The organism is Parabacteroides sp. KHUB-02, from assembly GCF_056640955.1.
The window spans coordinates 491500-517789 of the sequence record NZ_JBWQEV010000002.1 but is presented as its reverse complement, the minus strand read 5'-3'; the positions used below and the strand labels follow the sequence as shown (position 1 = coordinate 517789).

Below are 26290 nucleotides of genomic sequence, written 5' to 3'. Positions count from 1 at the left end.
CTTCCAGCTTTACGTTATAGCTATGGGAATGCTTGCTACCTTGTATAGTTTGTCAATCCTCTATGGGGCATATTTTGCGAATTGGAAATAACATTTTCCTGAATGCAAGTAGGGTAGCATTTTATTCTCCGAGTTATATGTGCCACCCAGAACCCAGACCGGTTGCCGGTTTGGATCATGATCTCCCGTGAAGTCGAATCCTTGGTAAATATTTTTATCTTCTCTGATTGGTAGAGGGATAGACGTTGCCCCAAAGTCTTTGCCTGTACCGGGCGAGATATAGATATGTGTCAGGTTCTTCTTGTTGCCGTATCCGACACCTGCGTTTCCAAAGCGGACATAGCCCCCGTTTACGGCCCGGTAACATCTCCCGTGGCTTCCGAGGTTTCCTACGATCCCTCCCCGGTAGTCGGTACCAAGCGTGCTGGTCGCTTTTTGCTGTCCGTTGATTTCTCCCATATTGTAGCAATCCAGTACGTAACTGTCGTCGTTATCGTTAGCCTTTTCTATGCTACCCACGATACCTCCAATGCCATGGCTGTCTTCTTTATCTTTCGGATAGTCTATATTTGCCCGGTTACAGCAGTAACGGACATGTGCTCCCCCTTGCTTCACATACCCCAAGATACCTCCTGCTCCATAATACTTGGCATTCCTGTTTATGGTGATATTTCCGTGGTTAACGGATTTATAAATTGTAATGGCATCCTCGGCGGCACCGGCTATACCGCCCACTCCGCATTCTTTATCTCCTGCGATACCTTGGATTACGCCGAAATTAGCTGCGTCATAAACCTCTATGTCTTTTCCTGAAGTTTTCCCTATGATACCGCCTACGTTATTTGTGGCTGATATCTTACCTAAATTCACGACTTTATTGATCTTTACGCTAGTTCCCGCTACCATACTCCCGAAAATGCCTCCGATATAATTGGATCCTGAGGAGATATTACTGTAATTTACTAGATTGGAAAACTCACAGTGGGATGAGCACGATGCTTGTCCGATAATTCCTCCTACCATAATGGCGCTATTATTCCCATTATTAAATGTTTCTGTTTTCACGCCGCAATCTGATATTTGAGTATCGCTCGCATATCCGATGATTCCTCCGACTGTACTTCTGCCGTAAATGGAAGGTTGCGTGAAGAGTCTTCTGAGGGTAGATTTATCTGCATATCCGACAATTCCTCCAACATAAGCGGCATTTTCGCGATAGGGTTTTTCCGAATTTATGTTACCCGGGAAAATCGGTCGTGGAATCTTGCTCACGATTACGTTTGCGGCATTGAATTCTGGCTTATAGGTCCCAGTCAACGTCCCATTATATAACGCTCCGATGATTCCTCCTGTGTTATTTCCTCCCTTTATTTTGATGTTGGGATTAATCACCAATATTTCCGGATCCAAAAGAATTTCTTTCCCCGGTTCTTGGTAAGATAAGGCTCCGGCTAAAGTGCCACAAATCCCTGAAGAAGCTTCAAGGGATTCATTATCCATATACAATCGTGAGGCCGGGGTAAATTGTATTTGGGTATCATCTAAAGAACCGAAAATACCTCCTATAACAGACTGCCCGGTTATCGAGGCATGAAATAAGGATTCCCTTTTAAGCTCTATCGTAAATGCATTAGCGTGTGTTTTGTGGGAATATCCGATCATTCCACCCACATAACTACCCCCTTGGATTTGAGACTGATTTGCCGGATTGGACAACTGGAAGTTCTCGATGGTGATGAGGGTACTGGTAGGGGCTTCCGACCGGATCTGACCGATTAACCCGCCGACATAGGAGCTACCTTTGATCGGCATGTCGATGGTTATGTCTTTGAAACTGGATGCCGCCTGTAAGAATGCCTCACCGATCAATCCGCCTACGTTCTGGTTACCGGATATCGGGAAATCGTTTAAGGAGGTATGTTGCAGCTTAATTTTTCTGGCATCGATTTGACCATATAATTTCCCGATCAGACCGGCCACATGATTATTCCCTCTCAAGTTTTTGAAAATCCCGTCGCTACTGATATCCTCCACTTGAATGGAAGCGTTCTCGGCCCAGCCGATCAACGCTCCGATATAAGAGCTGCCGGATTCCGAGAATGAGACGCCTAATCGCACATTCCGGATACTGATTTGTGCCAACGACTGGGCGTTGCCCTCGATATAGCCTATTAAACCGCCAACTTTATCCTTCGTGGACTTGATATTACCGTTTAAGGTTATATTCTCGATTCGTATATTCCCGTTAGCTACTCCCGCAAGCAATCCGCAGCAATTCCCCGGATACTCTATATCCGCTCCTTCTATATCAAGATTCCGGATCACTGCCCCGTCGTGTAAAATGGAGAAAAGCCCGATTGCGTCGCTTTGCTCTCCACCGTTCGTCCCGAGATAGGTTAGGTTTAGTATCTTATGGGAATCGCCGTCGTAGTTCCCCGCGAACGGGGCGCTTTTATAAGCGTTACCTTGATACAGGCAATTGGGGATAGGAGCTTTGATGTCGGCTATTTGCTTGAAGAATTGCCCGTATCCGTAATTACGGTCGTACGTGGCTAATTGAGACACGAGATAGGCGAAATCGTTGGTGGAAGTAATCAGATAAGGATTCTCTTCCGTACCTTCGCCATTCAGCATCTCGTAAATATATTTAGTATCACGTACCATACTGACCATCTTGTCACGGAATGTCAGATGATAGCTTAGTGGATAGACGCTGCCTTCTTCATCGAATTTTAACCAAAGTATATAGTCTCCATCTTCTAATACCAGATTATTGGGGATAAACATTTCACAGGAAAGAATCCCCGCGTTTTTCCGGATCTTACCTTCCATGAGCTGTATGGAGTTATCGCTCAGCGATCTCAACTGGAAAAAGATCTGTTCTCTCGTATCTTGTATGGGAGTTTTGCCTTCCGGCAAGGAGAACGTGCTTATTAGATGAGATTCTGTCTCTTGCAAGGTCGATCCGCAGTCGTTTCGTATGATGTCATCGTCCGCGCATCCGCCGAGCAAGATGATAAGCATGCATGCGCATATATTCCATATTGTTTTAGTGTATGTTTTCATGTTTGTTTGTTCGTTTATTTATAAATTAGGTTTATCAAATTGCATCTCGGATTTCTTAGGGATCGGAAAGCTACCTGTTTCGTTGGATGGTATTTCCCATTTTACATCAAAGTCCCATCCAGTAAAGGTCTTTTCCGACTTTAAGTCTTGTAAGCTGAATATGTTCATAATCACAGGATTCGGTTGCTCTACAGTGCCCAGCATGCAGTAATTCCCAAAATAAGAAACGGATGCGGGAGGTGCGAAAAGATACCAATTCTCTCCGACATTCAAATTTCTACTTACCGTTACGTTTTGATTGACAACTCCAATTATGGCATTGGCTCTTTTATTTGAGCGTCCCATATTTATACAATCGGAGATAAGGCAGCTTTGCTGAAGTTGGCCTACCAAGCCTCCGCTGCTATATTGGCCAATCTCTCCGGCGTTCAAGCATTGTGTGATAACGACGGAGTTTTCCACGAAATCATCAAGAGTGGCCGAAACCGAATTGCCGAAACTGACTAACGCTAGCGCACCTCCCATCAAGGCTACAGCGGGAACACCTTCGGGGAAAGTGATAACTGTAACAAAAAGCAAGGTTGAATTGACCGCGCAACAAACACCACTGACAACCGTATGTAGAACTTCTTCGTTTTTTTTGCTTTTAAGGATCTGTTTGGAGAGCAATCCTCTCTTATAATTCATCGCGTCACTATAAATCTGGTGGTTTGCCCCACTTTCAAACCATTCTGTTAATGCCTTTCGATTAGACATGAACCTATTTGTCATATCTTTGCTCCTCAGTTTGATGCTTGCGAACGATTGGTTATCTATTTTATTGGCCAGTTTCGTGTCCATGTCTGATTCCAACATGGCGATATCATGGGTAATGACACCTTTCAGCCTCTCTGTTTCTATAATCTCCGGATGACCGTGTGAAATAAGCCCGAATACGCTAAAACCTTCTGATAAAATATCGATATCATTTAAGACGAGGCTAAGTACTGTAAGGGCGCAGTTAACAAGGATTTCTCCGCTTTCTCCCACGATTTTAGCGAAAGGGACAAATCCGATAAGAGTAGACGCCAGCTCGAATGTGGCAAACCCCAAGGATACGCCATCCATGATCGTCCATTTCTTTGCGTCGCCTACCTCGCCGATCATACCACCGAGGTATGAGGAGCCTGATATCGGCGTGAAATTGGAACAATAGTTCATGGCAAGCGTATTCCCTGCCCTTCCTATCATACCACCGGCATATTCATGGTAGGAGGCTACTTCCCCCAGATTCGTGTTAATACCCAACGAGCCGGCAAGGATGGAACCGGCTATTCCTCCGCTATAAGAGGAGGCGATTACTTTATTGAAATTCGCCGTATTGGTGATGGAGGCCAAGGGAGCGAATCCTAAAATTCCACCAGCGAAGGATGAATTAGCCTCGATCATACCCTCATTATACGATTTATAAGCGCCAAGTTGCGCCTCACCGCATAATCCTCCTATATAACTGTCGCCGTTTATATTCCCCGAGTTCGAGCAAAAACCGATAAACGTGTTATTATAATAAGTTTTCGGCTGGGTAGTTACCAGTGTGCTTCCGATAATTCCCCCTACGCCCCTGCTTCCTTGCACCGTCCCGCTGTTTCGGCTGGAAATGATGGTGCTCAATCCGCTTCCTCCGGCGATCCCGCCCGTTCCTACATTATATATAGAATTGGCAGGAAGGTTTCCGGGAGGAGCGGTTGTGGATGCGGCACCTTTGATAGTGCCATTATTGCTACATGAATATACATAGAGCGTATCGGCGTACCCAACGATTCCTCCGGCACAATTGTAAGATGCGGTTACCTTGGTATTCCGGTTGTGGGAGTTCGTGATTTGTGTCATTGAGTACACTGTTCCTCCGCCAAGGATTCCTCCTACGGCAATCGCCCCGTTTATAGTGCAATCCTCTACCGAGCAGGAATCTATCCAGAGATTTACGTTCGGGTCTACCATGCCGGCGATCCCGCCTATGGCCATGCCGTCCGTGACTACGCCATCGCTACGGCTTTCGATGGTGGATTTTTTTACTACGCACCCTTTTATAAATGTCTTATTGATGCTTCCCCCCTTGGTGGTAACGGCTCCTACGATAGCCGATAGCGCTCCATAGCCGGTTATGGTGGCTTTCTCGATGGTGAGATTCGAGATGATGGCTTGATTTACGAAGCCGAACAAACTAGCGCCCACGGCGTTTTTATCTAACATTTTCAAATCCCGGATCGTATAGCCGTTGCCGTCATAATAGCCCGTGAAAGGATAACTGGCTGATAATCCGATCTGGTACCAGTTGCCCTCCCAGCCGCATTGGTCATTATAGTTGGCCATGCTAATGTCATTTTGTTGTTCGAAGCAGGTGTAGGAATTAACAAGGTTACCATTGTTGTGGAAGTTGAGGATCGCTTCTTGTATCTTCGCCAAATCATCGGCAGAGGTTATCCGGTACGGATCTTCCGGCGTACCGTTCCCATACAGGCCGATTCGCTCGTCACGGTTGGTTTCGGTGGAGATCCCATTCTCACTGACGGTAATGTAGCACCCCATGCCGAACTCCCCATTCCGCCCGTCAATGTCCGGGCAATCCGATTGGATGGTATATTCCATATATAGTAGCTGGTATTTACCCTCCTTCAGCCCTTTTTCCATAGTGAATAGGGAAGTCCCGGATAATCGCCGGTGCTTGGCTTTCCGTTGGATAATGTTCCCGTCGGGAGTCTTGATGTGGAAAGTCAGGTCTCCATACGTGAAATCTTCGGTTTCTTTCGTGAAACTGATCAGATCGTGTACTCCTTCATAGGTGTCCTCTGTGGAGGCCGGGATATCCGGAATGTTTTTGTCATCCGAACATCCCATCAGAATCAAAAGAAAGAAAAGGAGAAAAAAATAATTTGTCTTCATATATAGCTTGTTTTTAGGATTAACAGATATCGTTTCAATATGCGAATAGTAATCCTAAAAGCTGTCCGTGTGGCGCAAAACATTTGTCCGTGTGGCGCAAGTTTTTGAAATATAGTATTTTAATTTTCTTTTTCTTTCTCCGCAAGTTTTCGATATTCGTTAGGAGACAGGCCATAGCTCTGTCGGAAAAGGCGGTAAAATACCGAGCGGGAAGCGAACCCGGAGTCATAGCATATTTGATCGATCGAGAGGGCGGAGGGAGAGGAGAGCAGTTCGGCGGCATGCTTTAGACGAAAGTCATAAATATATTCGCGGACGGTCATATTCCCGCTGTAAGTACGTACAGCTTCCATCAAGTAGGTACGGTTGGTCCCCAAACGTTGTGCCAGATCATCCCGGTTCAAGGTGGGATCGGTGTATAGCTTTTCTTTTTCCAATAACTCGTTCAAGTTTATGAATAAACGTAATTCCCGGGAAAGATCGTTCTCGGGTATTTGCTTAATGGTTTCCACCGCCTTATTCTCCTGCCGGATCTGTTCCTGTATACGTCTGTAAAGCACTTGATTCTTTGCTTTTAGACATTGGGAATAAATGATATATCCCGCTAGCAAAAGGACAAGGAGCAAGCAACCGGTAAAGGCGGCGAACATCCAGTTCCTTGCGTATTGCCTCTCTTGGTTGAGCCGGTCTACCTCGTAAATAGTCCGTAGTTGATCCATCCGAGAGGCGATATCCAACCGGTTTACCGAGTCTTTCACCTGTATATACGTATGATAGAGCGATATACAGGACCGGGGATCTCCGGAATGAGCCAGAAGTTCCGCTTTCTTCAACAAATCGTCCATATAGAAAGATAGGTCGCCCTCATGAGCAGCTAACAGGATATCCATATCCTTGATAGCCCCTTGGTAATCTCCTGTCATTTCCCGTAATTCTCGGCGAGCTTCGTAAAAATGCTCATAGGCGTTGGCCGGGATTTGGGGATGAATAAACCGGACTGCCTCATCCAACAATCGTCTCGCCTCTTTTATTTGCCCTTTCTTTAGGAAAGAGAAGGCTTGGAGAGAGCGGGAGGTGACAGGATAATGTCCGGTAGGATCCACTTTCCCATGCTCGTCCCTCCAGTTGACGAGGGCGGCATAGCTGTTGGCGTAACGGGATATGCGTTCCGTGTCGTTTACCTTCAGGGCGGTCATGAAGAGCCATTCGTAAAGAACGGCCGAGATGTAGAGTACTTGGTTCTCGCCATTCTCGTAAGTGGGGCATATAGCGATCCCTTTTTCCAGCGAGGTGAGGGCTTGGTCGTACAAGCCGAGTTTATAATACATGCTGCCTTGTACCTGCAAGGCCATCGTCATGCCTACCGGTTGTTTAACCTGTTGCGCCGTCTCGAACATGGCTGTGGCTTCCTCACGGGCCTCGTCGAACCGTCTTTGCTTGAACAATCCGGATATATAAGTATTATAGGTGGAGAAGTAGAAACTGTATTGCTTGGCATCCAATATAAAAGGAAGGCTTTCCTGCGCCTCGATGATAGCCGAATCCACGGAGTAGAAATTAAAGAGGCATTGTATACGATTCAATCTTGATTGACAGATAGCCGGAGTATCGCACTGGTCGATAGCGTCGTTGAGCGTAGCGTCCCAGTCGGCGATATCGTTGGTGGACATGGCTATACGCATCAGTAGATCATGCTTTTCCTTACCCACGCTCGCTGCGGCCCGTTGTCGCAATGAATCTGTCGGGGGATGTCCTTGCGCTTGTATCTCGTTATGAGACGAGATCAGGCAGATAAGCGATAATAGGAGTGCAAGAGGGCTTTTTCGCATCGAATTTTGTGATTAACTAACGTTAATAGAAGGTGTAAATATACGAAGTCTTTTGTGATAATTAGGTGCAAGTTGATGAATAGTTTACTCTATTGTGCCATTGAAGTAGCCTACAGAGTAAACGGATTAAAAAAATACAATAAAGCATTTGTTTGAAATGGTTTATAACTGGCTTATAATTAGATGGATATAAATTATGATGGAGATTTGAGTAAAACACGTACATGTTTTCGAAAAAACACGACCGTGTTTCTTGAAAATTACGTACGTGTTTTTGGAAAAACACGACCGTGTAAAAAATAGTCAAGTAAAATATACAGTAAGCTACCTGTTTTCTCGTGTTCACTTCATGGTGACACACCCTCTTCTTGTTGAAGGTTGATCGGTTATAATGATGAGGGCAAGTTTACCAGTGATTTCCCGGAAGTTTTTTTCGATGCTATTTTGAATGAACATATCCCCCTTCTCTTTTATTAATACGGATTTTTTTCCTTATATTCGCGTCACTTTTGAACACGTATCAAATAATTTCTAAATAAATCAATTAAGAAATGACAAAGAGTGCATTACAAATCGCAAGAGCAGCTTACCAACCGAAGGTACCCGCTGCGTTGAAAGGTGCAGTGAAAGCCGTTGACGGCGAGTATACTCAATCAGTAGCCGATCAGGAAGAAATCAAGAAATTGTTCCCGAACACTTACGGAATGCCGATCGTTACATTCGAGAAGAGTAACGAGGAGAAGGCTATGCCTGTCATGAACGTTGGTGTGATCCTTTCCGGTGGTCAGGCTCCCGGTGGTCACAACGTGATCGCTGGTTTGTTCGACGGTATCAAGGCTCACAACGCAGATTCTCGTCTGTATGGTTTCATCTTGGGCCCGGGCGGTTTGATCGATCATAAATATATGGAATTGACGGCTGATATTATCGACGAGTACCGTAACACGGGTGGCTTCGATATGATCGGTTCCGGTCGTACGAAATTAGAGACGAAAGAGCAATTCGATAAAGGTCTTCAGATCTTGAAAGAGCTTGATATCAAGGCTTTGGTTATTATCGGTGGTGACGATTCTAACACGAACGCTTGCGTATTGGCCGAGTATTACAAGGCTATCGGCGCCGGCGTACAGGTAATCGGTTGCCCGAAGACGATCGACGGTGACTTGAAGAACGCCCAGATCGAGACCTCTTTCGGTTTCGACACGGCTTGTAAGGTCTACTCCGAGGTAATCGGTAACATCCAACGTGACTGTAACTCCGCCCAGAAATACTGGCACTTCATCAAATTGATGGGTCGCTCCGCTTCTCATATCGCTTTGGAGTGCGCTTTGCAGACTCAACCGAACGTTTGTATCATCTCCGAGGAGGTTGAGGAGAAGAATATGTCTTTGGACGATATCGTTACTTACGTGGCTGGTATCGTGGCTAAGCGTGCCGCCGAGGGTAACAACTTCGGTACGGTATTGATCCCTGAGGGCTTGATCGAGTTCGTTCCGGCTATGAAGCGCTTGATTGCCGAGTTGAACGACTTCTTGGCTAAGCACGATGCTGAGTTCAAGATGATCAAGAAGAGCGAGCAACGTGCTTATATCATCAGCAAGTTGACGAAGGAGAACTCTGATCTGTACGCTTCTCTTCCGGAGGGCGTAGCTCGTCAGCTGTCTTTGGACCGTGACCCGCACGGAAACGTACAGGTTTCTTTGATCGAGACCGAGAAGTTATTGTCCGAGATGGTTGGCAAGAAATTGGCTGAGTGGAAAGCCGAGGGCAAGTACGTAGGCAAGTTCGCCGCACAACACCACTTCTTCGGTTACGAGGGTCGTTGCGCCGCTCCTTCTAACTACGACGCAGACTACTGCTACTCTTTGGGTTACACGGCATCTTGCTTGATCGCCGCCGGTAAGACGGGTTATATGTCTTCCGTACGTAACACGACCGCTCCCGCTGATCAATGGATCGCCGGTGGTATCCCTGTTACTATGATGATGAACATGGAGAAACGTCATGGCGAGATGAAGCCGGTTATCCAGAAGGCTTTGGTTAAGCTTGACGGCGCTCCTTTCAAGGCATTCGCCGCAAACCGTGACGAGTGGGCTTTGACTACTAGCTACGTATACCCGGGCCCGATCCAGTACTTCGGTCCGACGGAGGTTTGCGACCAGCCGACTAAGACTTTGCAGTTGGAGCAAGCTTAATACAGACTTATACATTATATAATATATAAGCTAGGGAGGATGTCATTTATTTGGCATCCTCTTTTTATTTACATACATTTGCCACGAGATCTTAAACCTAAAAATAAATCTTTATAACACATGGATTCCATGAACAAGAAAATCACCTATCTATTGCTCCTTTTGATGCTGATACCTGTCGGCTCGTTCGCCAAGGAGAAAAAGAATCGTTTGATGGAAAAAGCGGTAAGCCCGTTTAGCGTGGATGAGACGATGCGGCGGATCGAGGAGATCATCAAGTCTCAAGGAGGTTCCGTGTTCGCCCTGTTCGATCATGGGCGAAACGCTAGCGAGGTAGGGATGGAGCTGCCTCCGAATAAGGTGATCGTCTTCGGCTCGCCGAAGGTCGGGACTTTATTGATGCGGCAAGATCCGTCCATTTCCTTGGAGCTGCCGCTACGTATCTCCGTTTGGGAAGATGCGGACGGCAAGGTTTGGGTCGGTTCCCCGAATCTGGAGACGATCGCCTCCGAATACGGGATGGAAAACAGCGGTGTCATCGAGAAGATGCAAGAGGCCGTAACGAATATCGTGAGTAAATCGATAGCCGGCAGCCGGTAAAACGGCGTCCTCTTTTGTTTTATAGGGGGCTATCGGCTCATTATTCGGGGTAGATATTGATGATTCGGTAAAAAAAGTTTGTGGAATTTAAGAATAGATGATATATTTTAAACATGCGTTTTAACATATCGCCACTTTCTGTGGCATTGTCTTTTTGTTTACAAAGATGCCCCTTTTTCGATATTCAATGCTTGTTTGCGTGCGCGTATGTTCAGGAAAAATAAAGGAATGTGGAAAAAATAGGCATAATATTGTTTTTTATGAAATAATAAATTATATTTGCGCCAGTATCCGAAGAGTGGATACGAATATTAATGTTAACCTATTTTTGTGTTATGATGAACAAACAGTTGGCTTTTGTTAAAGGTGGGCTGGGTTTGGCACTTTGTTTCTTGATGGTCGGTGCGGGCGTGACCCCTCCAATCCACGCGTCCAACGCGAATGTGTCCATTTCCCAACAAGCTAAGAAAGTTACCGGTACGGTAACTGACGCAAAGGGTGAACCCCTTTTGGGTGTGAATGTTGTAGTAAAAGGTACTACAAACGGTACGATTACCGACCTTGACGGTAAGTATTCCTTGGAAGTTGAGCCCAACTCCATTTTAGTCGTTTCCTACATTGGTTATGTATCTCAGCAAATTCCTGCTTCGGGCAGTGTGGTAAATGTTACCTTGAAAGAAGATACCCAGAACCTTGACGAGGTTATCGTGGTAGGTTACGGTACGCAGCAGAAGAAGGACATCACTGGTTCTGTGGCGGTAGTCGATACGAAAGAGTTGCTGGCCTCTTCGGGATCTTCTGCGGCTCAGCAGTTGCAAGGTAAAGCTGCAGGTGTGTATGTGGGACAATCTGGTTCACCGGGTTCGGCCACGATGGTTCGTATTCGTGGTATTAACTCAGTTAATGACAATGGCCCGTTGTATGTAATTGATGGTGTTTCTACTCGTAACCAAAACATGAGTAGCTTGAACCCGAACGATATTGAAAGCATGCAGGTGTTAAAAGATGCCTCTGCTGCGGCTATTTATGGTGCGCAGGCAGCGAATGGAGTTATCTTGATCACTACGAAGAAGGGTACTAAATCAGGACAGCCGAAAGTTACCTATGACGGTTATATCGGTATGCAAAAAACGACAAAGAGGTATGAGGTGCTGAACTCTGCGGATCGTTTGGCATTGGAATGGGAGTCACAGCAGAACTCTTATACGATTCGTGGCGTAGATGAAGTCCCGGAACATCCTCAGTTCGGAAAGGGGCCAAAGCCAATCATTCCGAATTATCTGACAACAAATGGAGCACAAGGAAGTCAGAATATTAATATGGATGATTATAGTTATCCCGATAACCAAATCGTACCTTTCTCAGATACGGATTGGTGGGACGCTGTTGATCGTACGGCTTTGATGCAAAACCATCAGATAGGCTTATCCGGAGGTACAGAGAAGGGAACATACAATGTAAGTGCGAACTACTTTAAGCAAGATGGTACGGTTATTGATTCTTATTACCAGAGATATCAAGTACGTGCGAATACATCGTTTAATATTCGCCCATGGTTACGTGCGGGGGAGAATATGACCTATGCGTTTTCTAAAGATAATGGTTTGCAGGCTGCTGCCGCAGAATCTAGCGCATATTCTTGGACTTATAGAGCCTCTCCTTGGGTTCCTGTACGTGATACACATGGTAATTATGCGGGTTCAAAGATAACAGGTACTGGTAATTTCCAGAATCCTGTGGCGATTCAAGAAAGAAACAAAGATAATTATTGGACGAACAGTCGTATCTTCGGTAACTTGTGGGCTGAGGCGGATTTGTTTAAAGGCTTGACATTCCGTACGAACTTTGGTCTAGATTATACGAATAATTATTCTTATCGTATGGATAAGAAAAATCTAGAGTTCTCTGAAAGCCCTGGTACCAATAATCTAGAGGAGATATCTGGCTTCAATTTTCGTTGGGTTTGGACGAATACTTTGACTTATAGCACTGTCTTTAAGGATGTTCATAAGTTGAACGTTTTGTTGGGTACAGAGGCTATTCGTGACGGTATAGGACGTAAGATGACGGGACAGCGTTTCGGTTATCTAATGGAAGACAACATGAATACATGGGTATTGAATATGGGAGAGAACGATGCGCGTCGTAGGGCTGAATCTGAATATAAGGGAGAGTTTGCTCTATTCGGAATGTTTGCACGTGTGGATTATTCTTTTGCAGACAAATACTTAATTACGGGTATCGTGCGTCGTGATGGTGTATCTCGTTTCGCTAAAGCGAATCGTTATGGTGTGTTCCCCTCCGTATCTTTAGGATGGCGTATTTCTGAGGAGTCATTTATGGAAAACACAAAGGATTGGTTGGATGACTTGAAGTTGCGTGTAGGGTATGGACAAACAGGTAACTCCGAGATGAGTCGTAAGACTAACTATGCGTTTGAGTACGCAACAAAACCGACAAACACGAATTATGACCTGGGTGCTTCTAACTCTGGATCAATGGTTGGATTCCGTTTGGATAAATATGGTAATGAGGATACGAAATGGGAAGCTACAGAGATGACAAATGTTGGTCTTGATGCCAGTTTTTTGAATGGGAAGTTTGGATTAGGTTTTGAGTGGTACTACAAGAAGACTTCGGATATGTTAATCGAGGCGGCTTATTCTGGATTGGCAGGTAGCGAGATAGGCAAGCCATATTTAAATTATGGTGATATGAAGAATACCGGTTGGGATCTGACATTTAATTATAGAGATTCTAAAGGTGATTGGGGCTGGGATATCGGCGTAAATGCTTCCGCTTATAAGAATGAGGTTTTAAAGCTGTCTAATACGGACGATTTCTTTATCGGCAAAGCCGGTGCTCGTTTTGAGGGTGAACATGTTACTCGTACAACGAAAGGACAACCTATATCTTCTTTCTTTGGCTATAATATAATTGGTTTCTATGAGTCTGCTGATGATGTTAAGAACTCACCACTGCCTTATGGTATAAGCAGTAAAGAAGAGTTGAAACCAGAGCAGATGGTTGGTAAGTTCAAGTTCGAGGATCGCAATGGCGATGGTAAAGTTAATGGTGAAGATCGTACGTTCATCGGTAGTCCTCATCCAGACTTGATCTTGAGTTTAAATGCTTCCGCTACATGGAAGAACTGGGATTTCACGATGTTTTGGTATTCTACGATTGGAAATGACATATTTAATAACACAAAGTACTTTACGGATTTCCCATTGTTTGGGGGAAACCGTTCTACTCGTATGAGAGATTTGTCGTGGAGGCCAGGTGCGGATAACTCAAAGGCGATATTACCAATCCTTGACTCAAAGGACTCTTGGAGTGGTGCAGTTCCTAGTTCATATTACGTAGAGGATGGCTCGTTCTTGAGATTGAAGAATGTGGTATTGGGCTATACCTTCCCGAAATCTTTGTTGCAAAAAGCCACTATCTCTAATTTACGTGTATATATACAAGCAGAGAACTTGTTGACGATTAGTGGATATAGCGGTTTGGATCCAGAGTTTACGAATGCTGATGTAGGCGAAGGCAATGGAGCAGATTTGAGACGTGGTATTGATATGGGTGGTTGGCCGACTACTTTGAGATTGTTGTTTGGGGTGAATTTCGCTTTCTGATAAAAAGTGAAACATATGAAAACTAGAATAAAATATAGAATTATGAAACAAAAATATATAGCTTTATTAGCTTGTGCATCTTTGTTGACTTTAGGGGCTTGTGGAGAAGACTTCCTATATAAAGCTCCGCAAGGTGCGATTGATAAAGAGGCGTTGACGAATGCTAATGGTGTGGACTTGCTGGTAACGAATGCTTACGCTAACTTGACGGAGAATGGTTGGGGAGCTTCCGTTTTCAACTGGACATTTGGTGGAATGTACGGTGGCGATGCTAACAAAGGATCTGACGGTAATGACCAGTCTATCTTGAATACGATGGAAATGTACAATATGCTTCCTTCCAATGGATACCTAAATGAGAAATGGGAATGGGTGTATAAAGGAGCGAAACGTGTGAATAATACATTGCAGATCATTCCGGCGGTTACAGATATGCCCGAGAACGTTAAAAATACTCGTGTTGGTGAGTTGAAATTTCTTCGTGCCTTATTTTATTTTGAAGGTATCAAGGTGTTTGGTCCTATGATTCCGTGGGTGGATGAGACAATTGAAGAAAACAATCCTTTGGTGCATAATGACAAGGACATTTATCAAAATGTGCTTACAGATATAGATGATGCGATCTCTAAACTCCCGGAAACCCAAGATATGGTGGGACGTGTAAATATCTGGGCGGCTAAGGCTTTGAAAGCGAAGATTTTAATGCAGAAAGGGGATATGGCTTCTGCTAAACCTATTTTGAAAGAGGTTATTGAGAGTGGTAAGACTTCTAATGGATTAGCCTATGGCCTAGAGAATGATATGAACGCAAATTTTGATTCTTTTAGAGATAATGGTAAAGAATCTATCTTTGCTATTCAATTCTCTGTGGATGCTAATGATAATGGTAATTCAGGGATGTCTTTGTGCTATCCTCATGGTGGCTCTGGTAATCCCGGAGGCTGTTGTGGATTTTATCAGCCGTCTAGTGAGTTGGCTAACTCTTTCAAGGTTGATGCGAATGGCCTGCCATTATTGGATAATTCGTATCGTGCGGGTAAGCCTGTTTCTTATCGTAACAGTAGTACAAATCCAGAGGATCCTATTGCTTTGAATAATGATGAGATTGCGGTGGATCCTCGTTTGGATTTCGCTATCGGACGTTTTGGTATTCCTTATAAGGATTGGGGTACCCCTAAGAATGGATGGGTACGTGATGCTGCAAACGGTGGTATTTATTTGCCGAAGAAACATGTATATTCAAAGGCGGAAGAAGATGCGGGCTTGGCCAGTGGAGGGTTCAGCGGAGGTTGGGCTCCGGGTTCTGCGATGAATTTGCAATATTTGAGCTTGCGTGATTGTATTTTGATGTATGCAGAGTGTTTGGCTAACGATGGTCAGTTGGCAGAAGCTATGTCTCAAGTGAACAAAATCCGTGTTCGTGCAGGTTTGGACGTGAATATTATCAAGAAAGATGGTAAACCAGCCGCTAATTATAAAATCGCTGAGTATCCCTCGTCTCACGCTGCTTTCTCTGATAAGAATACCTGTATCAAGGCTGTTCGTATGGAACGTAAGCTTGAGTTAGCGATGGAGGGACAACGTTGGTTTGACTTGCAACGTTGGGGTGGTGATTATATGGCTAAGACTCTTAAGGAATATGTAGACTTTGAGAAGGGTTATTTGGCTAAATTCTCTACGGCTTCTTATTTGCCAGCGGCTAAGGTAATGTTCCCTATTCCTGATCAGCAAATTTCGACCATGGGTAACGACGAGAGCGGTCAGCCGTACTTGGTACAGCCAGCTCCTTGGAAATAATTTTGCTTGGTTCAAAGAGCATAATGATTAGGTTATGTTCTTTGAAGGATGTTATTTCAAGGGGGTGGTAGAGGATACATCTATCCAAATCAGTATAACTGCGGTATTAATTTGTATGATGCCGGATCTTATCGTTTATCTTGTATAATAACGATTAATGGCGTTAAAACAGAATCTGCTACTTATATTACAGTGACACCGTGATGATTTTTTAGTGTCTGAATTTAAAGGGGGTGTGTCATTTTTGACACACCCCCTTTCTGTTGTTCAGCCCCAGTACTTCAAGAGGTACCCTGCGCACCCCGCTATAAGGAGGGTGTAGCCGGAGATACCCAGCCAGTCCGCCCCGGGGGGCGGTGGGGAGGAGGGGTGCCGTCGTGGCGGAAGAGCGTCAGCGAGGCGCCGATCGCCGCTAGCGTCACCTCCGTCTCCCGCATGAGGAGGGAGAGGAGGGCTAGCAGGAGAAGGAGCAGCGCCGGTAGCGTCTGTCGTTTCGGGAACAGGGGGATGCTGCGGGAAGATGACCCGGAGGAGCGCCGTGAGGCAACGGAGGATGAGTTCAAGGTATTTCATTTTAGTTGACAGTTGATGATAGGGGCGGCATCTGCCCGCCCTTTGGATTAACGATTGATAGTTGCGAGCTGATTTTTCGGCAAAGCTGGACGATCAGCTTACGATAGGCTTCCCGGTTGTCGCCGTTCACCTCGCTGATGTAGGGGCTGTAGGCGATCTCCTTGGCGAAGGCCGTAGGGTTGGCGCTCATGTCGGCCGCCCGGGGATAGGCCGAGCGAAGCAGGCGGCAGTAATCCATGAACGAGCACTTATCGTCCGGGTAGATCCGGAAACGTAGCGAGCGGGGCGACAGCTCCGTCCACCGGCCGGTCCACCATACGTTGGGCAACCCGTAGGCCGTGATGCCGAAAAAGTTATGATACTCCCGGCAGAGCGTACTCTCGCCCCAACCCGTCTCGATGGCCGCCTGTGCCAAGATCACCACCGGATCGATCCGGAACGCCCGCCCGGCCTCCCCAGCCAGCGGAGCGTATTCACGTATAAAAACAGAAATCTCCATACCACTTAATTTTCAATTTTCAATTTTCAATTTTCAATTCTCAATTTTCAATTCCCTAAATCTCGTCCGGGCTCTCGGAATCGCCCCCGCCCGGGGTCACCTCTCCGTTCGAGTACTCGGTGTACTCACGGAGCTTGGCCGTCAGCTTGAGCGAGGCGCTGGAGAGGTTGCCCGTGGCACGGGCACGAAGGCGTACGCCGATGATATTGCCTTGCGTGGAGAAATCCTCCGGCGTGACGGCCCCCTTCGAGCGGATGCCCACGCTGAAGATGCCGAGGTCGTCTATCTTCACGTTCTTGCCGTCCATCAGCAGCTCCTTGATACAATTTACCATGTCCTTCAGCATGCCGTGGATGGCGCCGGTGGAGAAGGGGGTGTTGTGGGTGGACATGTGCTCGGCCAAGGCGGCGATGTCTACCGTCTCCTCGCATACGGCACGGGCGTACCACTTGTTGAAGGTTGTCTCGTTCTTCTCGTTCTTGTTTTGATACTTCTTGTAGCGGATCATAATGTGTTGTTTTTTAATGTTGATACAAAGATACGGCAGGGCATGGGGGCTTTGTCGCTTTGGGTGACTTAGGGTGATTTCGGGTGAATTATTTCTCCGGAAAATGATGGATATATGCCAGAGATTCACTATCTTTAGGATATGGAAACGACATTCAAGATACGAGCATACGGGCGGATGGAGCTGGCCGAGGTCTACCTGCCCGACCTGCATCCCCGCTCGGCCCACCGCAAGCTGCAACATTGGATAACGATCTATCCCGGCCTGCCCGGTCGCCTCCGCTCGCTGGGTTATCACGAGGGCGAGCGGGTCTATTCGCCCGCCATGGTGCGGGCCATCATCGAGTCGCTCGGCGAGCCGTGAGAGCCGGATGGTATCCGGGTGGAATAGGGGCGCTAAGTCAATGGAAAGCGAGACGGATTCCATTGACTTAGCGACCGTATCTCATTGGTTTTCCGGTCATGTTTCTTAATCCCGACGAATATCGGTACCGGGGTTAGGGCGCAAAAGGCGCATCTTTACGTGCCTATATAAAACTTTTCTTGTAAATATATTTTTTCATCACACTGCTATAGTGTGATATATATTTATCTTTTTGTAAAATGTTTTTCCAGACACTGTTTTTTGCGCCTTTTGCGCCCTGCTCATTTTAGAAAGTCAGTTTTTATTCCGGCTTATCTTCTTGACCCTTAAAGATATCATTCTCCTTTTGGGCTCTATCCTCTTCCTCTTGCCTAGGGCGCAAAAAATTGGCTTTTACCTGTTCCGAGGTGATCTCGGCGACCTCAAACAGTAGTTTTCCTCTAGTTTTCGTGAGCTTAAAACCATGTTTTTTCAGCACCTTGCTCAACGTAACTATATTAGAACGTGTCGGCGTGATACGTGTAAATACACTTAGTTTCGTCATAATATCGCTCGCCGTAAGATACTGTGGCGTGTCGAAACGCTCCGGTTTGCGGAAATAGGTGAAGAACAATTCCTCCTCGGGGCTTCGCTGGCGGAAGGTCTCGTTGTTCTCGTTGATCTTCCGGATGTCTTCGCCGGAGAACCAGTATTTCTCGCCCCGGCGGAAGAGGGCGAGGGCTTGGGCGTAGATGTCGGCGTGTTGCACGGGCGACTGGTAATCGATCCGTGTGGCCTCGAAGCAGAGGAAGCGGCGAGACTCGTTATCGTCCGGCAGCGATTGCAAGTCGTTCACCGTGGCGGCGAAGGAGGCGTGGCGTATCTGCGTCTCGGCATAGTGTCCGTACGGGCGGCGCAGGTAGATGACCCCTGTGGAGGTGAGCGCCTTGAGGCGGTTCAGATCGGCGTAGCTCTGGCCGGACATCTCGTCGATGACGATCAAGAGGCAGTCCACCATCATCTGCGGGAAACCCTTGCTATACGGATTGACATTGCCCGTGAAAAGATAGTCCCGCAGCTCGGGCGGCACGAGGTTCCGCAGCCACGAGGTCTTGCCCAGCCCCTGCCCGCCGGCCAGCAGCAGGATGGTATGGTTTTCCACGCCTAGCTCCATGGAGCCGGCCACTTGCGCGATAAGCCAGCGCTTGAGGCAACCCCGCCAGAAGGCGGGCCGGGTGGTGTCCACGGTATCGGCCAGCTGCCCGATCCAGTCCGTCACCCCGTCCCACGGGGCCAGCCCCTCGAAATACGAGCGGAAAGGGTGGAACGTCTCGCTGAAGTCCGACATCAGTATGGCCCGGATGTCGTTATGCGAGCAGTAGTGGCCGTCCTTCAGGAGACTCCGCCAGAGCGAGTTCACCCAGTAGTCGGTCACCGGCTTGAAGACCGGCTTTTGGCCGTTCCGCTTTTTCTTCGAGGCCACCTCCACGTACCCCCTCACGCCGTTCTTGCGGGTGAGGAAACGCTCGGATATATAGGCCTCCACGGCGACCACGTCCAGCGGGCCCCCGCCCTTTTTCCGGGAGGTGGCGGCGCTCGTCTCGGCGGCGTGCTCCTCCACGTGGCTGTAGGCGCTCTCGATGGCGGCGAGGCGTTCCTCCGCCGGCAAGTCGGCGAAGGCGGTAGCGGCGTAAGCCTCCATCTCGGCCCGCTTCACGCCCAGCCGGTTCGCCCGTGCGGCCATGACGAAGATGAAGTTATTACGGTTGCCCTCGGCGTAGGCGCCTTTCCGCTCGGCGGTCCGGCGTGCCTTCTCCAGTGGCGAGGCCACCTTCCTTTCCTTCGCCCCGGGAGCCGTCTCGCTAACCTCCTCCTTCCAAGTAAGGGGTAGCGGGGCGAGGCCCTCCGGTAGCTCGCCGGTACCCTCCAGCCAAGGGCGGTAGGCAGGCGAGAAGTATAGGGCGGGATCGTCCGATACGAAGCAAAGCCGCCCGATGTCGCTGCCCGAGGTATCCAGCTCCACGCCGAGCCGGGCGGTGTACCAACGGCTCATGGCCTCGTAGACCCTCCGGTGATTGCCCGGCGTGGCGGTCTCGTCCGTGGCGGCGTAGGCGATGAGTTTCGCCCCGTCGCCGCTGGGACTGCGGAAATACGCCACGGTGTAGGGCGCTTCCGTGGCGAGCGGGGTGATACGCTCCAGCTCCCGTTCCCCTACGTGGTCGATGTCGAGTACCACCAATTGGTTATAGCGGGTGATGTGAGGGTCGAGGCGTTTCCCGGAGTAGGTGGCCTGTGGGGTGAAAGCGGGCAGTTTTTTCTTTAGTTTGGCGGCCAGTTCCTTATCGCCCGACGCTAGCGCCTCCCGCGTCTCGTCGATGAACTGCTTGTACGTTCCTCTTTGGATGTTTTCCAGTACGCCCGCTAGCGAGGCGTCTCCCTTGTATCGTCCGAAAAGGGCGAATAATGATGTGTTTATCATACTATGTTTTTAAGTGATAAAAAAAGAGCCAGTGTCTCTGGCTTGATGCCGCTAAGGTAGGGAGGCGCTTTGGGACGCCTCCCAAGTTTTAACTTTTGTTGTGAAAAACGGGAAGCTTGTTATTCATGCGCTTTCCCGTATTCCTCCTGCGCCGTCGAGAGGATGCTCCGGAAGCTCCTTGGCTCCGGGCAGCCGTTGGGGTGTATCTCGAACACCTCGTCCAGCGCCCGTATCATGGCTTCCCGGTTCGTCTGTCCGTTCACCCGGAACCGCGGGTCATTGAGGATGGGCAGCGTCAGCCGCACGAAGTCTTTCACGGAGCCCGTGTAGATGATCTTCTCCCGTTTAACCAGATCCTCCTCCGGCTGGTAGTCTTTAAACAACTTATGCGCCCCTTTCGCGTCTTTTTTCAAGTCCACCCATGCCTTTTGGGCATTTTCCAGACTATCCAGCAGCTTTCTCACGCTTGTTTCCGCTTCCCGGAAACTGATTTTTTTTCATATATGATTAATTGTTAAAGTTAAAAACATCGCAAAGGTACATTATCCGCGTGATAATTCCTCGGAAGTTGTTGCTTTGCCGGATATATATGCTTATATTTGTAATTACTCATAAAAACAAAGATCGCTATGATAATAAAGAAGATTCCTTACGGACTGACGGATTTTGAGAGGATTAGGAAAGAGCCGTATTATTATGTGGATAAGACTCATTATATCGAGTGGTTGGAGGAATCTGCCAATTTCTTCTTCTTGATCCGCCCGAGGCGTTTCGGAAAATCTTTGTTTATCAACATGCTTAGATGGTATTATGATATCTATAGGCGGGATCGTTTCAAGGAAATCTTCGAGGGGCTGTATATCGGTTCGCATCCTACGGCGGAGCAAGGGAAATACCTTGTGCTCGATTTTAATTTCGCCGGCGTGAATCCGGACCCGGACCGGTTGCTGGCCTCGTTCAATGATAATTGCTCGATGCGTTTCGATCTTTTCGCCGGGCTTTACGGACATATGTTCAATCCCGGTTTCGCCAGTGAATTGAAAAGACTCAAGAACGCGGACGAGAAATTGAACTACCTGATCGGGCAGGCTACGTTACTGGATCTTCCGATCTACCTGTTCATCGATGAGTATGATAATTTCACGAACGCCATACTCGCCAATGTGGGGAATGAGCATTACCGTAAATTGACACATGGCACGGGGTTCTTCCGCTATTTCTTTAATAAGCTGAAAGAAGGTGCCACGGGAAACGGACCGATCAAGCGTATGTTCATCACGGGAGTCTCTCCGGTCACCATGGATGACGTGACAAGTGGATTCAATATCGGTGCCAATATGAGCACCGATCCCCGGTTTAACGGGATTATCGGGTTTAGCGAGCGGGAGGTACGTGATATGTTGTCTTATTATAAAGACGTGGATATGCTGGCCGGAGAGGTAGATGAGGTGATCGGCGTGATGAAGCCATGGTACGATAATTACTGTTTCTCGAGAGATTCGCTCCACGAGCCGATGTATAACTCGGATATGGTGCTGTATTTCCTGAATCATTATCTTCCGTTGAGAAAAGTTCCGGAGAACATGATCGATAACAACATCCGTACGGATTATAACAAGCTCCGTCATTTGATTCGCTTGGACAAGAAAATGGGCATGAACGCCTCTATCATCCAAGACATCGTGACGAATGGCGAGACCATAGGTACCATCAAGACGGCTTTCCCCGCCGAGGATCTGGCGAAACCGGATAATTTTAAGAGCCTGCTCTATTATTTCGGGCTGCTTACCATACGGGGTACTAAATGGGGGAGTACCCTATTGGCGATCCCTAACTTGACGGTTCGTGAGCAGTTGTACTCCTATTTGGTGGAGGCTTACCGGAGCGCCGATTTATTTTCCCTCGAGATGGATCGGCTGGGGATGCTCGTGGCTAGCATGGCCTATGAGGGAAACTGGAAACCTGTCTTTGAGTACTTCGCCTCTGAATTGAAGCGACAAAGCTCTATCCGTGAGTTTATCGAGGGTGAGGCGCACGTAAAGGGCTTTTTGTTGGCTTACTTGGGCTTGACCCGTACTTATATAATTCATCCGGAGTATGAGGCGAATAAGGGATATGCGGACTTCTACATGATGCCCGATTTGTTGCATCAACCGGAAATCGTCTATAGTTATATCGTAGAGGTAAAATATGCCCGTCGTGACGCCTCCACCCCGGAGATAGAATCGCTGAGGACTGAGGCTGCCGGGCAATTGAAACGTTATGCCGAAGATCCTAAAGTGAGAGAGACGAAGGGAAATACGAAACTTCGCTTGATAACACTGATATTTAAAGGCTGGGATTTGGTGGCTTGTGATTGAATGCCTATATTTGGCATGAAACTTTAAATCTGTATCTTATGAGAAAGCTTCTGGGGTTTTTATGCGTATGTGCGTTGGCTATCGTTACGGCTAGGGCACAAGATGCGGTGGATGACTATGTCTCTTCCGCCGCCGGCCAATCCGTGATCTACCATGGGAAGGAGCAATTAAAATATCCCACCTCGATAAGAAATCACCCCTATTTGAAGAGCGAGAAATACGTACCCGGGGATCTTAGCTTCGAAGGCATTCTCTACAAGGGCGTGAAAATGCGCTTAGACCTGTACAAGAATGAGTTATTACTGTTCTCTCCGGACAATCGCTATAATATCGTCTTGCCGAGCGATCGGGTAGACTACGCAGAGTTTCATGGGTACGATATCTTCTACAGGTATCCGGACGAGCGGTCGGGCAACTTGCCGGAAGGTTATTACCTACGGTTGTATGAAGGGAAGTGTACCGTGCTGGGGAAATGGTCTTGTATATTATCTAAAACGATAAAAGATATGCAGGTCGATGAATCCTTCGATCAGTCCGTAAAATATTATATCCGGAAGGAGGGTGTTTACTATACCGTGAGGAGCAAAGGCTCCGTGTTGAAGGTCCTCAAGTCCAAGAAAAAAGAGCTGGCCCGGTATATCAAGCGGCGAAAGCTGGATTTCAAGCACGCTCCCGAGGAAGCCATCGTAGCCGTGGTGAGACAGTATGAACAGTTAAACGAGATCCCATGAGAAAGAGCCTATATATCGGTATGGTAATGTGCCTGCTGTCCGGCTGGACGGCGAGGGCGCAGCGGACGGTCGATCTGGATTTCCGGCAAGTAACCTTAAATGTCGTGTTCGACGCTATCGAGCGGCAGACCGGACAGCCCGTCTACCGGCAACCCTTGGAGACGGACTCCATGGTCGTTAGCGTACACAGTGAGAAGGAAGAGCCCTTGGTGGCGTTGCGGCGTGCGTTGGAGGGGACTCCCTTCCAAGTATCCTCGTATGGCGGCGCCTTCTTTGTATTGAGAGATAACACCTTGATGACCTCCCTGCCCGAGAACTTCTTCCTGCGGGAGAAGCGGAGAGAGGGCGATGGCGACGAGGAAGGCTCCGGTATCTCCCTGATGGCGGGCCGGAAGCAGCAGAAGGCTACCTCGGAGAACAAGGTCTACGAGATCGGCGACGCCTCGGGCAAGGCGGCGGACCGGGTCACGGTGACCGGTAATATCAGCGATTTCAAGACCGGTGAGCCGATGGTGGGCGTGGCCGTGTTCGTGAAGGACCCGATGATCGGGGCTACTACCGACGCTTACGGCTATTATACGCTGCGCCTCCCTCCCGGACGACACGAGCTGTACATACAAGGCATGGGCATGAAGGACACCCGGCGGCAGATCATGCTCCATTCCGACGGCAAGCTGGATATCGAGCTGGAGGAACAGGTCTACACCTTGAAGGAGGTCACGATCTCCTCCGAGAAGATCGCCAACGTGCGGAATACGACGATGGGCGTGGAACGCCTGAAGGTGAAGGATATAAAGAATATCCCGATGGCGTTCGGTGAGGTGGATATCATGAAGGTAGTCATGTCGCTCCCCGGCGTGAAGGCGGTGGGCGAGGCCTCTAGCGGCTTTAACGTGAGGGGCGGGGCGACGGACCAGAACTTGATCCTCTTCAACGACGGGACGGTCTATAACCCGACCCACCTGTTCGGCTTCTTCTCCGTCTTCAACCCCGACGTGGTGAAGGACATGGAGCTGTACAAGAGCAGCATCCCCGCCAAGTATGGCGGACGTATCTCCTCGGTACTCGACATCAACAGCCGGGAGGGTAACAAGAAGGAGTTCAAGGGATCGGCGAGCATCGGCTTGCTGACCAGCCGCCTTACCTTGGAGGGGCCTCTCTTCTCCGAGAAGACCTCCTTTATCGTGGGCGGACGTACCACTTACTCGGACTGGATCTTGAAGAAACTCCCCGAGAAGAGCGGCTATAAGGATGGCAACGCCGGTTTTTACGACCTGAACGCCACGATTAACCATAAGTTCGACGAGCGGAACAACCTCTATCTGAATGGCTACTATAGCCACGACCGTTTCCGCTTTAACGTGGATGAGCGGTATGCCTACGAGAATGCCAACACCTCGGTGAAATGGAGGCATATCTTCTCGGATCGTTTCACGGGAGTCCTCACTGCCGGCTACGACCATTATGGCTACAATACCCGTAATACGGATAACCCGGTGAATGCTTATTCCCTCGCTTTCCGTATCGACCAGATGTACGGGAAGATGGACTTCACGCATTACCTAAGCGATAAGCATACGCTGGATTTCGGTGCCAGCTCGCTGTTTTACGACTTGGAGCCGGGGAAATACCTTCCCTATGGAGGGGAGTCGTTGGTGAAGGAGGACCGGATGGAGAAGGAGAAAGCGGTGGAGTCCGCTATCTATGTGGGCGATCGTTGGGATATCACCTCCCAACTCTCCTTGAACGTGGGGGTCCGTTATTCCATGTTTAACGTATTGGGGCCCCGTACCTATAATCTCTATGCCGACGACCAACTGCCTTCCTTGGCTACCGTGACGGGTACGGTGGATAAGACCGGGGCGTTCAAGACTTACCACGGGCCGGAGTTCCGGGTGTCCGCCCGTTATGCCTTTACCGAGGACTTCTCCGTGAAGGCCGGCTTTAATACGATGCGCCAGAATATCCATAAGCTATCCAATACGACGATCATGTCGCCCACGGATACGTGGAAGTTGAGCGACGCTAACATCAAGCCGCAGACGGGTATGCAAGTGGCCGCCGGGCTATACCGGAATTTCTTGAACAATACGATCGAGGTCTCCTTGGAGGGATATTACAAGACGATGAAGGATTACCTAGATTACCGGAACGGCGCCGAGCTGCTGATGAACCACCACATCGAGACGGACGTGCTGAGGACCGAGGGGCGTGCCTATGGCGTGGAGCTGATGGTGAAGAAAACGCAAGGGAAGTTGAACGGCTGGGTAAGCTATACCTACTCTCGCACGCAACTGCGGCAGAACGATCCGATGATCGTGAATCCCGTGAACAATGGGGATTGGTACGCCGCCGATTTCGATAAGCCGCACGACTTGAAGTTCGTGGGTAACTATAAGTTCACGCATCGTTTCAGCTTCTCGCTGAATTGCGACTATAGCACGGGACGGCCGATCACCTTGCCGGTATCGAAGTATCATTACGGGGGCGGTGAGTTTGTCTACTATTCGGACCGTAATCAATACCGCATCCCGGACTTTTTCCGGATGGACGCCTCGTTCAACATCGAGCCGAGCCACCACCTGACGTTGCTCACGCATAGCACGATCTCTTTCGGAGTCTATAACCTGACGGGGCGAAAGAACGCCTACTCGGTGTATTATATATCGGAGAACGGGAAATTAAAGGGATATAAGATGGCGATATTCGGGGTGCCTATCCCGTTTGTCTCTTATAATATTAAATTTTAGGGGGGAG

At 48.2% G+C, this 26290-nt stretch carries 14 protein-coding genes and 1 pseudogene; 8 read left to right on the top strand and 7 right to left on the bottom strand.

Going from position 1 to position 26290, the window contains the following annotated elements:
* Nucleotides 1-60: 60 nt before the first annotated feature.
* The 3 genes from ACYIA1_RS22675 to ACYIA1_RS22665 all read right to left on the bottom strand — a co-directional run bounded on the left by ACYIA1_RS22675 (nucleotide 61) and on the right by ACYIA1_RS22665 (nucleotide 7817).
* Nucleotides 61-3024, bottom strand: a complete 2964-nt coding sequence (locus tag ACYIA1_RS22675) for a M26 family metallopeptidase (protein ID WP_480336440.1) — start codon at nucleotides 3022-3024, stop codon at nucleotides 61-63.
* A 60-nt stretch (nucleotides 3025-3084) separates the two neighbouring features.
* A complete protein-coding gene (locus ACYIA1_RS22670) occupies nucleotides 3085-5988 on the bottom strand; it encodes an autotransporter outer membrane beta-barrel domain-containing protein (protein WP_480336439.1) in 2904 nt (967 codons plus the stop codon).
* A gap of 119 nt (nucleotides 5989-6107) precedes the next feature.
* On the bottom strand, nucleotides 6108-7817 hold the full coding sequence (locus ACYIA1_RS22665; protein WP_122382639.1) for a helix-turn-helix domain-containing protein: 1710 nt from the start codon (nucleotides 7815-7817) through the stop codon (nucleotides 6108-6110).
* Nucleotides 7818-8368: 551 nt separating this feature from the next.
* Between ACYIA1_RS22665 and ACYIA1_RS22660 the strand changes: the two genes are divergently transcribed.
* The 4 genes and pseudogenes from ACYIA1_RS22660 (at nucleotide 8369) to ACYIA1_RS22645 (ending at nucleotide 16041) form a co-directional block, all read left to right on the top strand.
* Nucleotides 8369-10012 (top strand): diphosphate--fructose-6-phosphate 1-phosphotransferase, encoded by a 1644-nt coding sequence (locus ACYIA1_RS22660; RefSeq protein ID WP_005855923.1) that lies wholly within the window; start codon nucleotides 8369-8371, stop codon nucleotides 10010-10012.
* A 189-nt stretch (nucleotides 10013-10201) separates the two neighbouring features.
* Nucleotides 10202-10612: pseudogene (locus ACYIA1_RS22655) on the top strand (DUF302 domain-containing protein); the annotation flags it as partial.
* 335 nt (nucleotides 10613-10947) lie between these two features.
* Complete coding sequence (locus ACYIA1_RS22650) at nucleotides 10948-14244, top strand: SusC/RagA family TonB-linked outer membrane protein (RefSeq protein ID WP_048928306.1); 3297 nt, start codon at nucleotides 10948-10950, stop codon at nucleotides 14242-14244.
* Nucleotides 14245-14286: 42 nt separating this feature from the next.
* Nucleotides 14287-16041, top strand: coding sequence for a RagB/SusD family nutrient uptake outer membrane protein (locus ACYIA1_RS22645; RefSeq protein ID WP_048928275.1), 1755 nt, complete (start codon nucleotides 14287-14289; stop codon nucleotides 16039-16041).
* Nucleotides 16042-16615: 574 nt separating this feature from the next.
* On the opposite strand, the gene ACYIA1_RS22640 is transcribed toward ACYIA1_RS22645, so the two are convergent.
* The gene (locus tag ACYIA1_RS22640; RefSeq protein ID WP_008771789.1) at nucleotides 16616-17113 is read right to left on the bottom strand and encodes a glucosaminidase domain-containing protein; all 498 of its coding nucleotides are present in this window, start codon (nucleotides 17111-17113) and stop codon (nucleotides 16616-16618) included.
* Nucleotides 17114-17168: 55 nt separating this feature from the next.
* The gene (locus ACYIA1_RS22635) at nucleotides 17169-17621 is read right to left on the bottom strand and encodes an HU family DNA-binding protein (protein WP_195600188.1); all 453 of its coding nucleotides are present in this window, start codon (nucleotides 17619-17621) and stop codon (nucleotides 17169-17171) included.
* 141 nt (nucleotides 17622-17762) lie between these two features.
* Between ACYIA1_RS22635 and ACYIA1_RS22630 the strand changes: the two genes are divergently transcribed.
* A complete protein-coding gene (locus ACYIA1_RS22630; RefSeq protein ID WP_034527414.1) occupies nucleotides 17763-17984 on the top strand; it encodes a DUF4248 domain-containing protein in 222 nt (73 codons plus the stop codon).
* Nucleotides 17985-18285: 301 nt separating this feature from the next.
* On the opposite strand, the gene ACYIA1_RS22625 is transcribed toward ACYIA1_RS22630, so the two are convergent.
* On the bottom strand, nucleotides 18286-20442 hold the full coding sequence (locus ACYIA1_RS22625; RefSeq protein ID WP_480336435.1) for a virulence-associated E family protein: 2157 nt from the start codon (nucleotides 20440-20442) through the stop codon (nucleotides 18286-18288).
* A 119-nt stretch (nucleotides 20443-20561) separates the two neighbouring features.
* On the bottom strand, nucleotides 20562-20906 hold the full coding sequence (locus ACYIA1_RS22620) for a hypothetical protein (RefSeq protein ID WP_048928278.1): 345 nt from the start codon (nucleotides 20904-20906) through the stop codon (nucleotides 20562-20564).
* A gap of 165 nt (nucleotides 20907-21071) precedes the next feature.
* Here ACYIA1_RS22620 and ACYIA1_RS22615 point away from each other — a divergent pair, with 165 nt between their 5' ends.
* From ACYIA1_RS22615 to ACYIA1_RS22605, 3 genes are read left to right on the top strand one after another with little or no spacing between them, the layout of a single operon-like run.
* Nucleotides 21072-22802 (top strand): ATP-binding protein, encoded by a 1731-nt coding sequence (locus ACYIA1_RS22615; protein ID WP_349194146.1) that lies wholly within the window; start codon nucleotides 21072-21074, stop codon nucleotides 22800-22802.
* A 38-nt stretch (nucleotides 22803-22840) separates the two neighbouring features.
* The gene (locus tag ACYIA1_RS22610; protein WP_427824777.1) at nucleotides 22841-23533 is read left to right on the top strand and encodes a hypothetical protein; all 693 of its coding nucleotides are present in this window, start codon (nucleotides 22841-22843) and stop codon (nucleotides 23531-23533) included.
* Nucleotides 23530-26283 (top strand): TonB-dependent receptor, encoded by a 2754-nt coding sequence (locus ACYIA1_RS22605; RefSeq protein ID WP_480336432.1) that lies wholly within the window; start codon nucleotides 23530-23532, stop codon nucleotides 26281-26283. The genes ACYIA1_RS22610 and ACYIA1_RS22605 overlap by 4 nt, the downstream gene beginning before the upstream one ends.
* The last annotated feature ends 7 nt before the right edge of the window (nucleotides 26284-26290 follow it).

Bases quoted from the DNA above. Each gene is read 5' to 3' on its own strand.
- ACYIA1_RS22675 (WP_480336440.1), bottom strand. From the start codon at position 3,024: ATGCTTATCATCTTGCTCGGCGGATGCGCGGACGATGACATCATACGA.
- ACYIA1_RS22670 (WP_480336439.1), bottom strand. From the start codon at position 5,988: ATGAAGACAAATTATTTTTTTCTCCTTTTCTTTCTTTTGATTCTGATG.
- ACYIA1_RS22665 (WP_122382639.1), bottom strand. From the start codon at position 7,817: ATGCGAAAAAGCCCTCTTGCACTCCTATTATCGCTTATCTGCCTGATC.
- ACYIA1_RS22660 (WP_005855923.1), top strand. From the start codon at position 8,369: ATGACAAAGAGTGCATTACAAATCGCAAGAGCAGCTTACCAACCGAAG.
- ACYIA1_RS22650 (WP_048928306.1), top strand. From the start codon at position 10,948: ATGATGAACAAACAGTTGGCTTTTGTTAAAGGTGGGCTGGGTTTGGCA.
- ACYIA1_RS22645 (WP_048928275.1), top strand. From the start codon at position 14,287: ATGAAACAAAAATATATAGCTTTATTAGCTTGTGCATCTTTGTTGACT.
- ACYIA1_RS22640 (WP_008771789.1), bottom strand. From the start codon at position 17,113: ATGGAGATTTCTGTTTTTATACGTGAATACGCTCCGCTGGCTGGGGAG.
- ACYIA1_RS22635 (WP_195600188.1), bottom strand. From the start codon at position 17,621: ATGATCCGCTACAAGAAGTATCAAAACAAGAACGAGAAGAACGAGACA.
- ACYIA1_RS22630 (WP_034527414.1), top strand. From the start codon at position 17,763: ATGGAAACGACATTCAAGATACGAGCATACGGGCGGATGGAGCTGGCC.
- ACYIA1_RS22625 (WP_480336435.1), bottom strand. From the start codon at position 20,442: ATGATAAACACATCATTATTCGCCCTTTTCGGACGATACAAGGGAGAC.
- ACYIA1_RS22615 (WP_349194146.1), top strand. From the start codon at position 21,072: ATGATAATAAAGAAGATTCCTTACGGACTGACGGATTTTGAGAGGATT.
- ACYIA1_RS22610 (WP_427824777.1), top strand. From the start codon at position 22,841: ATGAGAAAGCTTCTGGGGTTTTTATGCGTATGTGCGTTGGCTATCGTT.
- ACYIA1_RS22605 (WP_480336432.1), top strand. From the start codon at position 23,530: ATGAGAAAGAGCCTATATATCGGTATGGTAATGTGCCTGCTGTCCGGC.